The 10,211-nt window shown below is 55.6% G+C and carries 9 protein-coding genes; 2 read left to right on the forward strand and 7 right to left on the reverse strand.

Translation table 11 applies throughout. From position 1 onward, the window contains the following. The 7 genes from FY112_RS31305 to FY112_RS31330 all read right to left on the reverse strand — a co-directional run. Positions 1-1,850, reverse strand: a 1,850-nt coding sequence (locus tag FY112_RS31305) for a hypothetical protein (RefSeq protein WP_210384814.1), incomplete at its 3' end; no start/stop codon positions are given. Between the two features lie 79 nt (positions 1,851-1,929). Next, entirely contained in the window at positions 1,930-2,595 is a 666-nt protein-coding gene (locus FY112_RS31310) for a hypothetical protein (RefSeq protein WP_151520111.1), read from the reverse strand. A gap of 199 nt (positions 2,596-2,794) precedes the next feature. Then, complete coding sequence (locus tag FY112_RS31315; protein WP_151520112.1) at positions 2,795-3,877, reverse strand: hypothetical protein; 1,083 nt, start codon at positions 3,875-3,877, stop codon at positions 2,795-2,797. A 42-nt stretch (positions 3,878-3,919) separates the two neighbouring features. Continuing rightward, complete coding sequence (locus FY112_RS31320) at positions 3,920-4,384, reverse strand: hypothetical protein (protein WP_151520113.1); 465 nt, start codon at positions 4,382-4,384, stop codon at positions 3,920-3,922. A 224-nt stretch (positions 4,385-4,608) separates the two neighbouring features. Continuing rightward, positions 4,609-5,334, reverse strand: a complete 726-nt coding sequence (locus tag FY112_RS31325; RefSeq protein WP_181018313.1) for an ATP-binding protein — start codon at positions 5,332-5,334, stop codon at positions 4,609-4,611. Beyond that, the gene (locus FY112_RS37065; protein WP_181018314.1) at positions 5,312-5,665 is read right to left on the reverse strand and encodes a hypothetical protein; all 354 of its coding nucleotides are present in this window, start codon (positions 5,663-5,665) and stop codon (positions 5,312-5,314) included. Before FY112_RS37065 ends, FY112_RS31325 begins: the two co-directional genes overlap by 23 nt. Positions 5,666-5,713: 48 nt before the next feature. Further along, complete coding sequence (locus FY112_RS31330; protein ID WP_151520115.1) at positions 5,714-7,954, reverse strand: CHAT domain-containing protein; 2,241 nt, start codon at positions 7,952-7,954, stop codon at positions 5,714-5,716. Between the two features lie 447 nt (positions 7,955-8,401). On the opposite strand from FY112_RS31330, the gene FY112_RS31335 reads away from it, so the two are divergent. Both FY112_RS31335 and FY112_RS31340 read left to right on the forward strand, forming a co-directional pair. Beyond that, positions 8,402-9,484 carry a type IV toxin-antitoxin system AbiEi family antitoxin gene (locus FY112_RS31335; protein ID WP_151520116.1) on the forward strand — a complete coding sequence of 361 codons (1,083 nt, stop codon included), beginning with the start codon at positions 8,402-8,404 and terminating at the stop codon, positions 9,482-9,484. Then, positions 9,481-10,211, forward strand: a 731-nt coding sequence (locus FY112_RS31340; RefSeq protein ID WP_151520148.1) for a GSU2403 family nucleotidyltransferase fold protein, incomplete at its 3' end; no start/stop codon positions are given. The genes FY112_RS31335 and FY112_RS31340, both read left to right, overlap by 4 nt.

Below are 10,211 nucleotides of genomic sequence, written 5' to 3' on the forward strand. Positions count from 1 at the left end.
ATCTCCTGCCGAGCTCTCCCATTCTTCAAAAGGTACTGGTAATAGACGTACAGGCGGCCAGGCGTGGTATTGCCCTCCGCCAGTGTCTTCTCTTCCTGCTCGATCGCTGGGTCCCGCGCGGTAATCATGAGGACTTCTGGACTGATCGTGCCTTTGGCGTGCTCAAGCCCGGCGCGCATGTTCGAAACTGCCTCTGCTGGACCTTCCGCAATGAACGACAGAATCTCGCTATTCATGTAGCGGAAGAAGGTAGTGTACATTTCGATGCTGAATTTTTCTCGACAGAAGAATTCTGCGACCAGGAACTCGACGTAGCTCTTGTGGGGGAAATAGTAGATCCGCGGCCCTTTCGTCCCAAGTACGGAGGGCTCGCCAACGTGCTCCACCACAGATCCGACGATGATCTCTCTGAGTGCGGCGTCGCTGCTGCGCGAATTTCGTATTGATTGTGGGACGAAATCGGCCGGTACTTCATTGGCTCTAAAACGGTTTTCCTTTTTCTCGGTTAGAAGCCACCACGCCAACCTCTGCATGAATATTGTACGGGGGTCGCTGTATCCGATGGACGAATCGCCCAGCTGATCGACAGTTAGCTTGCGGCTCGCCTTCGAATGCTCACGATGGACAAAACGGTAGATGAATTGAAAATAGAGATCATATCGGCTGAATTTGCCCTCCGGCGCCGCGGCACTGCTCATGATTGTCGTGAACATATTCAGCTGAACCGGCCTCGACAGAATATCGAGCTCGTCTTCGAGCGCGCGGTCTTTGAATTGCCTTAGCCGGTTGATGTTTGGATCAGCGGCTTTCCGTGCGAGAAAGTTGTCGAGGTAAGTGGCTACTTGGTCCCTGCGCAATAGGTCAACTTCCACTTTTCGAAGGCGGCGCAAATCACCGAGCACATTCGTTAAGATCGCGTCGATGACAGCATTCTCTTCCTCCGCCGAGAAGAAGGAGTCGGGTCTGCCAAGTATAATAGTTTTGGAATTGCCTTCGAAAAGAAGGGCCATATCCTCGAATATGAACTTGAAATCGTCGAGCGTCATGGCGTGACGCATCTCGTCGAAGCCGTCCAAGATCAGAAGGAAATATCCCTCACGGTTCATCTGAAGGAAGAGATTGTAGGAAAAGTTTTGGACGGCGGCGCCCCCATCGGCGCCGGTCAACGCTGAGCATATGACACCTTTGAGGTCCTGTTTGGTGAACAGGTCCCCAAGCGTCAGTCGGATTGGTATCCTATCGAATTCCCCCGATCGGTGCCGTTCGGTCATCAATTTACAGAAATACAGGCTAAAACTGGTCTTCCCGACGCCGTATCCACCGTAAGTCAGCAGGATATTCTCGTCTGATGCGAGCCAATCGAGAGCTGCTTGCTCCAAGCTCTTGTTTTGCCCTTTTACGTTGGTGTGGATGAAGTTCTTCGAGGAATCGTGATTGTGATAAGCCGCAATGTTGTCCTGAAGAACATAGCTAAAATTCATCAGCGTCGTGACAAACCGCTCAAATGAGACGTACGTCACATCACGCAGTGCTGAGGTCGACCTTGATGGCTGTTGTGAAAGCTCCTTGTCCCCGATGATCAATAAATTATCGATTTCACCGCTGTCGAGTGACGGCCTGTAGAGATTATAAATTTCCGCGATGTCAGAAGAGGCGAGACCTTTCTTCCAGTCTTTGCACTCAACGGCGATTTTCTTCGGAAAAAGCTGGCTGCTTTCATCAATGAAGAAGACGTCTGCAGTGGTAACTGCGAGACCCTTTTCGAGCTCCACGTCAGCGTGGATGCATTTTAAGAGGCCAGCTACTTTATCTCGGAGAGAGGACCCTGCGGGTTTCAGCTTTGGCGCCATTTCGAACAATCCATATCGTTTGATGAGTAGCTGAGCTCGTTCTTTACGCAGAATTCAAGGCCCAGAGCTCGCTTCACAATTAACTCATCTTCACGGGACCGAACATTCCACTCTCAACCATCGCGAGATAAATGTTCTTCATTGCCAGTGCTGTATCTTGGCTGACGAAGAGCGATGATCTGCTTCCATGTGGAGCGCCGAGAAGGTAAGGCCGCATCGTTTCCCAGTTCTCCGCCCGGGATGACCATCGCCAAACCGGGATTTCCTGCTCAAGCATAAGCGGGACAGCAAGTGATTTCGGCACCAGCTTCCCCGGCTCAAGCATTGCATCCCATTCACAGCGAACAAGAACCGCTTGGGTACCGGTATTGTAGAAGGGAACGTCAAGAATCTCAGCGGTGATCTTTGCACGAGGATGGTGCGGGAGACTGTCAGCGGATGCGACAACTTTCTCGCCGTTTACATATGGGCAAGTTAAAAAGCCTTGCGCGAAATAGACCGTGTGATCAAGCCCCTGATAGCCGCAACGATCACTGGGATAAGTCTCAGAATTGTGCTCATCGTGACGCGATACCAATGGATGCCATGTCGGATAGCCTTCAACAACTGGTCCACACTCATCGATGATATCCAGTAGCGCACGCTCGCTCCGCAAGCGTTCAGCAGGAGTGAAATTTCTCGACACTAGATAGCTTTTCGCTCGTTCGAAACCATTGACGGCGGCTTCATCAGCTCTGAACGCCATTCTCGGCACTCCTCAATTGGTTAATGCATAGAATATAGTTCAAGCGCACGAAAAGTCAATTTCGTGCGCAGAAATTTGATTCCGTTTGGAGATTCTGCTCACGACGCGCGAGGACCGAGCCGAACCAAGGTTCGCCCATCGATCGATCACCTCGGGATAAGATGGCCTTCCTATGCGAGTTCATGCGAATGTTGAGGCACTAGTTGCTCGTTCCGAAGACCGAACCCCAATGAGTGGCCGAAATATTCGGAAGTAGTAGTGTCGGGTTGACGTCATACGTGCAGCGCCCGTCTTGAACTCGAAAGTTCGAGGCCGCCACGCCCACCCAGAACACCGCCATGTCCCTGTCCGCAGTGCAAAGCATAAGATGTTCGTGCGGAAAAAAACCGAAGAGAGCTGTCAGGATCTCCAGCGCCCGAATGTCGGCGAGCGCGTTGTAGACATCCGCCAAAGCGTACTCCTGGCCAAACTTAAGCAGGCCTTTAGCGGGATTGTTCTTTTGCGGCGAGACGACCGCACTCAGAGCAGCCAAGACGACGAGGGAAGCGGTCGGAAGACCGTGACGCGCCGCTGCATCAACAACGCGATTCCAAACAACGTCGCGGCGTTGGCGGCTCACGGGTGATTTGACGTATTGATTTATCTCAAGAAGGAATGACTGCTTGCGCTGCCCTCCCTCGCGAGTGTCTTCGATGAGCCCCAGTACGCCACGAAGACCTTGGTCATCTCCGGCAACTATCTCGCAGTTCGGCAAGGCCGACCGCAGCTTCGTGCGTGCTTCAGCCAAGTGCCGGCGGAGTTGATCGGGCGTTGGATTGCTTCCCTGGTCCCCCTCAAGCACAAAAAGTAAGGGGTTGATTCGAACAGGATTGGCTGCGAAGAGGTCGATGAAGTCTGGTTCGGATCCGTCTCTCGTAATCCCATCCTTCAATCGTGAGGCGAGCTGGGCGACCACGCAGCGGTCGGGTAACACGACTGTATTTGCGATATGTGCTAAAGCCGAAGGCAGCCATCCGCCCTGCACAAGTCCGATGGCTTTCGATGTAAAGCGGCTCTCCAGGATCGTGCTGAAAGTCGCAATCTTTCCGTGGTGGATATCAAGACCCTGGGTCGAATGGACCCGACCGCGGCCTCTCAGCGGGATGTCCAAACGCTGGTGGAGCTTTGCGTCCCGCAGAGCGTTAAAATCGAGCGGCGCAAACTCTACGTCGGTGATCGATATCTCCCGGCCCTGCGACCCATCGCTGCCGGTCTCTCGAACGGTCAAAACATTACCCGCCACCTCTACACCTCACTTTAGAACGTCCCCGCATGCTCCACTTGGTTAGCTTTCCGAGCCAGGCACCGGGTTGATGGAAGTAGCGTCCATTCCGCCGTCGTTCATCAAGTCACCACTAATTTCGTTCAACAACACCGAAATATCCTGGGAGTCGCCCAAAGTGTAAATCGGGAACACCGTTCGGGAGGCCAAGCGGCCAAACACTGCCCCGCCATTGAACCCATCGAACCGGCCAATACCGACTTCGCCCATCGTGTGGATGTCAACGCTCACGTCGGCGGGTGCTGCAGGATAACTGCTCTTGCGCCTCAAGCGGTCGAATAGCCCAACGGCGAAACCCGCGGCGGTTATAACGAGATCCGCCGTGCATGTGCAGGATGACGTCGGACGGATCTGAACGAAGGATACTGTTACTAGGCCGTCGCGCATGACTGTCACGGTCTTGTCGAACCCTCCCTCCTGGCGCGACGTCACCCCGCCGAAGGATTTTGCGCCCCGAACCTTCGACATAAGGTGTAGGTCTCAATCCAATGCGTAGGTCGCCGCTCTGAGCCCTGTAGAATACCGATGGCACCGGGATTGGGAACGAGGCCATTGAAGCTTTCGAGCCGTGGGAGACCGATTCCAAAGTGTGGAACGTTTGTGACCTGCAGGCCTAAAGCCGCCTGACCGGTCTGCTTCAGCCATACCGGGAACGCCGCTGTCATTCGGGCCGCCGAGAAAATTCGCAGGCTTCAGATGAACGAGGTGGTCTGCGAAGTGCTTCTGGAATCGGCTCCGTTCCTCAACCTGCCGTGCAGCACCTCGTCCAGCGATCTTGCGCGTCTGAGCACCATGTCGTGAAGCTCCGGCATTGAAAGAGTATCGCATCGATCTTCTCTGCGAATGGTCGGTTTTCTGCTTTTCTTCACCCAATGAGGACCAAGCGATGAGGGTGAGGTTTCGATAAGCACGACCCCCGAGCCATCATTCTCGGTCACCAGGGAGCGTACGGCAAGGTAGGGGAGCCTGGGCTCGATGCAATCGTTGAACGCATCGCGCAGGCGGCTCTCGAGGTCGAAGACATTCGGGAGTACGTTCAGCCTCGAAGCTCTCGGCGGCGCTGCCTCGGTCTCCTCCATTCCGAGAACGAGCGTCCCGCCGCCAGCATTGGCAAAGGCAACAATCTCTTCGGAAAGTGCATCGCGTCCAAAGTTCGAAATGCTCCCGGAGCCCTGCCAGCCGCGAGGAACGGAAAGCGACGGATCCTTCGCTCGCTGGGCCTTCTGCTCCTCCGGGCTCACCGGGATATGCAGTTTGAATTCGATGTTCAGGCTCTCGCTCACGCCGTCCACAATGAGCTGACGGACATCTTCGATCGTGATGAACTCGATTACTTTCCCGCGCATGGACCTGCCGTTCCTAAAGTGTCGCCCGTCTGTCAAACGCTGCGTGGGCTTAGCTAAAAGTCGCGTCTTCAAGCTCTCGCAGGTCCTTGACCTCGCGTCCCACCAGGGGTTGGTCGCCGAGGCGCGCCACCGCCTCGGCATGCTCTGCCCCGGCAATCTCGCAGCGGCTCGGAAGATCGCCGGCAGGATAACCGTGTGTCATGGCGCTCCACCAGGCGTTCATGAGCATGATGAGGGTAAGCCCCTTCTCCGCAGCCTCTCTCGTTCGATAGAGCCATTCCGATGGTCCAATCATCAAACCGATCTCTGTGCGCTGAGCGCATGACAGGAGATAGCCGCGGTCGGTCGAGGTGAGACGGTAGCGATGTTCGGTATCGATTTCGGTTCTTAGAAGCTCAACCATCTCTTTTTCCCTTGACTGTTTTGATGAAAACCCGGCCGGCAGCCGCGCTCACGCCACGCTTTCCGAAATATCGTCATCGTCTCTCGCCATCCGCTCCATCGTGTCCAGCAAGATCGTTTCCGGACGCCCGAGGTTCAGGTAGGCGAGCGCGCTCGAATTGGCGATCGCCGTGTCGAGGCAGGTTTTCAGTAGCTCTCTCCTGCGGCCGTCCTCTTCGAGCAGATCGAGCACATCCTCGAACGGGCAACTTGACCCGCCATTGATGGAAAAATTGCCTTTCTGATGGACCGCCACGTAGGTCGCCTCGTCGATTATTTCTCTGTGCTGAAGCAATCGCAAAAAGTCCGTCAGGACCTGCATTCTCAACATGCCCGAGACGATCTCGGTCCAGGTCAGCGCCCGGCCGAATGTCTCCACCGCGGCCGGGATAAAGTCGGAAATCCGGAAGACCAATCGCGCAGCGAATGCAGCGGCCGCGCGTGCGTCGAGGGGAAAGACAGAGCTGAGGACGGATCGGCATCCCAAAGCCAGGAAACCGTTTGCGACCGTCGCATGGTTTCTATCGGCCGCGTGGGTATCACAGGCGCTCAAAATGACGATCGGCGGCGGTTGTGGAACGCGGTCGCGCAATTGCCAGACGTCAATCTCCTGGTCCTTGAGGTGCAACACCCCAACCCCGTCCTTTGGATGACTGCCATGTCCATCAAAGATTACCAGGGGGCCTTCGAACTCATTCAGGGCGGAAACGAGCTCGTCGGCATTAGAGACCTCCACGAAATCGACTTGAAGCGTTTCGTGCCAGTGCTCGCCGAAGGCATCAAAGGCGATTTCGAACATCGGCCGTATTGGGTCTTCGCGTTTCAGTGCACTGATGACGAGGATCCGGCGGAAACTTTCGGGGATTAGCCTGACCAGAGGAAGCGGCGCCAGCTGGTCGATGAACAGGTTCCCGGGTGTGACTGGAATTCTTGAGACGTTCTTCCTCAGGCAAAGCGGAAGGCCATCGACATCGAGCCATTCCATATGGGCGTCGGCAACAATGCGAACTCCGTCTTTTGATGATTTCACGAGCGGCAGAAAGCGTGCGGGGAAGGCCGAGGCGAGTGCTGCCTGTAGCTGCTGAAAGGCTCGTAGCCGCTTTTTTGATCCGTCCCCGTCGCTACGATAATGCGCTGCGAACTGCCGTACCGCCCCCGATGTCGTGTTGACGGCGTTTGGAAGACGAATGGTTGCCGAGAGATCCGAGGCTGAAAGGGCGGCGATCGCCTCGGTAGCGAGGGCGAGCTCCAGTTGGCGAAGTCGCGAGAGCGGGTGGGGTGACGGTTTGGCTCGCCCTGCTTTTATCTCCTCCAGCGACGCACCGAACAAAGCCTCTGCCTGATGCGGTGTTTTCGCGGTGTACCCGTAGCCAGTCTGGCGTACAAGGGCGTTCCTAACCGTTAAGAACCGCTGCTTTTCTGGCCCCACCATGTCAGCGGGAGGAGCCATCGTCGCCACGTGGGAGAACATTGCCGGCGCAAACAGGTTCAGGTCGGGGAAGCTGCGATAGGCGTCGCTAGCACCTCCAGCATCGGATTTTTCGCGCTCCGCGTAGATACTCTTGGTAGTGGCCACGATTTGCTCGACATATGGGTCGATCCCGTTACTTATGTCGTCAAAGGGGCCATCCACCATGTCTGCAAACCCAAAGGCCGACAGGGCCATCAAGTTCGGGACGACGGTTGCATGGCCCCGGATCTTGTATTTGAGACGACGTGAAGGAGGAGGCGACCATCCTTGGAGCGCTTCTCTGGCGTCACGAACGTGGTCCGGGGCGACCGATCGAGGCAGTCGATCGCAGGCGCATAGGCAATACGCCTGTAACGCGTTGATCGTGAGATCCGATAAAGCCAGATCACCCTCTTTGTCTGCGACGATGAGGGGAGCGATGGCGCACGATTGCGCCCAAGTGCGAAAGTCGGCGGCAGCGTGCATCGCGCCAACCAAAAGGACGTTGAAAGGTAGATAAGCGGGCAACGGCGCGGCGCGGATCGCCCGTGGAGACATCGGAATCCAGTTGATCGGATTGACCCCGCAGATTCGCCGGGGCGCGAAGGTCCGCAGACCATCCTCGGTTAGATCATAGATGGAAGACGGAAGGAACGACGCCGCGCGAATGAGCCGCGCGTTATGGCATAGGCTCACGGAGAAGCCTTGGAGCGGTGTTGCCTTCGTGGGCTCGCCGTCGACCACAGGGATCAAGAAGCGTATTGAACTGTCGAAAGTCGATATCTCCGGGAGTTCACTCATTGGCTTGCATTAGCACCACATTTTACCGTGAGGCCGCACGCTATCTAACCGTGGCGCCAAAATCTACTTCTTGAAGTTACAGGTTGTCGAATGGAATTCTCTTACCCTGAACCGAATATCGGGTTGCCGAAAAGGATCCGTTTTTGTGTTCCCTCGCGCTGGGAAGACGACCACGTCATAGCCCAGCAACAGGAATACACGGAAATGAAAAGCTGAAATTCGCTGAGTGCCCAAATCTCGAACGCGAATCGCCTGCCCAAATTTCTTAATCGGCCTGTCACGCGGCGCCTGCGGTCAAAGCACGCTGAAGGTCTCGGCCTTCGACTTCCTGTCTAGCGGTCGGGGCGGGAGAGCCCCAACGTTATCTATTTGTTTGCTGCGCAGTATATATCGACAATTCTGCAAATATGCGGCATAAGGGCTATATTTGCTGTGCAGGGAATATCGATGGAAGAGCCCATAGCTTTTGATATGTTGAGCGAGTTGGCGACTAGCCTTACGGAGGCAGGCGGGGAAATCACGTCCGAGCCAAGGCTTGAGGCGAAGACCGGAAAATCTTACGCAGATTTCCTTTTAGACGCGCGATTTTCCGACGCATCGTTCAAGCTTGTTGTCGAAGCCAAAAGATCTGCTTTTCCAAGAGACGTCAGGGAAGCAATCTGGCAGCTAAAAAGATACATTGCAGCGATGCCGCCGGGCAATGCCAGAGTTCTCCCGCTATTAATGGCCGACTCCATTTCCCCTGGTGCCAGAGCGCTTCTGCGCGAGGAGAAGATTGGTTATTTCGATCGTAGCGGCAGTCTCTATCTTTCGGCCGACAATCTTTTTGTTCTCATCGAAAAGCCTGCTTTAAAGCGGCAGGCTCGATCGCTCAACAGCCTGTTCGTCGGAAGTCGCGCGCAAGCCCTCCACGGGGTTTGGACGTTCAAGGACCAATGGTTCGGTGTGCATGAACTGGCCGAGCGAGCATCCGTGTCTCCGACAACTGCATCCCAGGTTCTTATCGAACTAGAGCGCCGCGAATGGGTGGACTCCAAGGGGGCTGGTCCATCGAAGGAAAGGATGCTCGCCAATCCCCGCGCGCTGCTTGACGAGTGGTCTTCCTATGTCGCTTCGCTCAAGCCAAAGTCGCTCCGCTCGTACTATATGCGGATGGCCAGCATCGATGAGGCAATCCATGAGATTGACAGGATCTGCGACGAGACGGGCATTCGTTACGAGATATCGGGGCTCATGGCTGGGCAGATCCATGCGCCGCACCTCTCGAAAATATCCCAGATCCATTGCCGCATCGATCACGGGAGCGAAAACCTTCTCCTAAATCTCGGAGCAAAGGCTGTTAAGGAGGGCTGGAACCTGGGAATTATCGATTCGAATCCACGCCACGACTTTCTGTTTCGCCAACGCCTCGATCATGTCTGGGTCACAGACCCACTTCAAACTTACCTTGACCTTCTGCAGCTTGACAGCGGTCGCTCAAAGGAATTAGCCGAGCATCTTCGGCTGACAAAACTCGCGGTACCCGAATGACAAAACCTCAGATACTGACCGAATACAGTGCCGATGTTACCCGGGACTGCGAGCGCGTCCTGGTTACGCTCTTCAGCAGCCTCGGCCCCTGGCGCGATTCCGTCTTTCTGGTCGGTGGTCTGGCACCGCGCTACATCGTCACCAAGCGGCCGCCCGACGTCCCGCCCCATGCAGGAACCGGCGATATCGATGTCGTGGTCGATCTTTCGATTCTCGCCGACACCGAGGCGTACCGGACGCTCGAGCAGAACCTCAAAAAAATGGGTTTCGAGCGTGCGCAAAATGACAAGGGCAATAAAGTCAACTGGCGTTGGCAGACCAAGACCGAGCATGGCATTCTCGTCATTCTGGAGTTCTTGGCAGACGATCCGAAGCTCCGGGGCGGCGCATTGCAGGAACTACCGACGGAAGGAAATGTCTCTGCGGTGAATATCCCTCACGCGTCACTCGTGTTTCGGCACCACGACCGAATGGAGGTCACCGCTGACCTGTTGGGTGAAAAGGGCCGCTCGACGGAATCCATCCCTTACGCTGATATCGTGGCATTCACATGCCTCAAGGCGTTTGCCTTTGATCACCGGCGTGAACGCAAGGATGCGCACGATCTCGTCTACTGCCTCGAACATGGAGAAGGCGGGCTCGCCGGTGCAATAGCCAAATTCCAGGAGGCTCTGAAAGGCAACGATCGCGAGGTCATCGAACGTGCCCTCACGCTATTGCTCAACCG

The organism is Rhizobium sp. PEPV16, assembly GCF_008919455.1.
Classification (GTDB): domain Bacteria; phylum Pseudomonadota; class Alphaproteobacteria; order Rhizobiales; family Rhizobiaceae; genus Rhizobium; species Rhizobium leguminosarum_Q.

Bases quoted from the DNA above. Each gene is read 5' to 3' on its own strand.
- FY112_RS31310 (WP_151520111.1), bottom strand. From the start codon at position 2,595: ATGGCGTTCAGAGCTGATGAAGCCGCCGTCAATGGTTTCGAACGAGCG.
- FY112_RS37065 (WP_181018314.1), bottom strand. From the start codon at position 5,665: ATGGTTGAGCTTCTAAGAACCGAAATCGATACCGAACATCGCTACCGT.
- FY112_RS31335 (WP_151520116.1), top strand. From the start codon at position 8,402: ATGGAAGAGCCCATAGCTTTTGATATGTTGAGCGAGTTGGCGACTAGC.
- FY112_RS31320 (WP_151520113.1), bottom strand. From the start codon at position 4,384: ATGTCGAAGGTTCGGGGCGCAAAATCCTTCGGCGGGGTGACGTCGCGC.
- FY112_RS31330 (WP_151520115.1), bottom strand. From the start codon at position 7,954: ATGAGTGAACTCCCGGAGATATCGACTTTCGACAGTTCAATACGCTTC.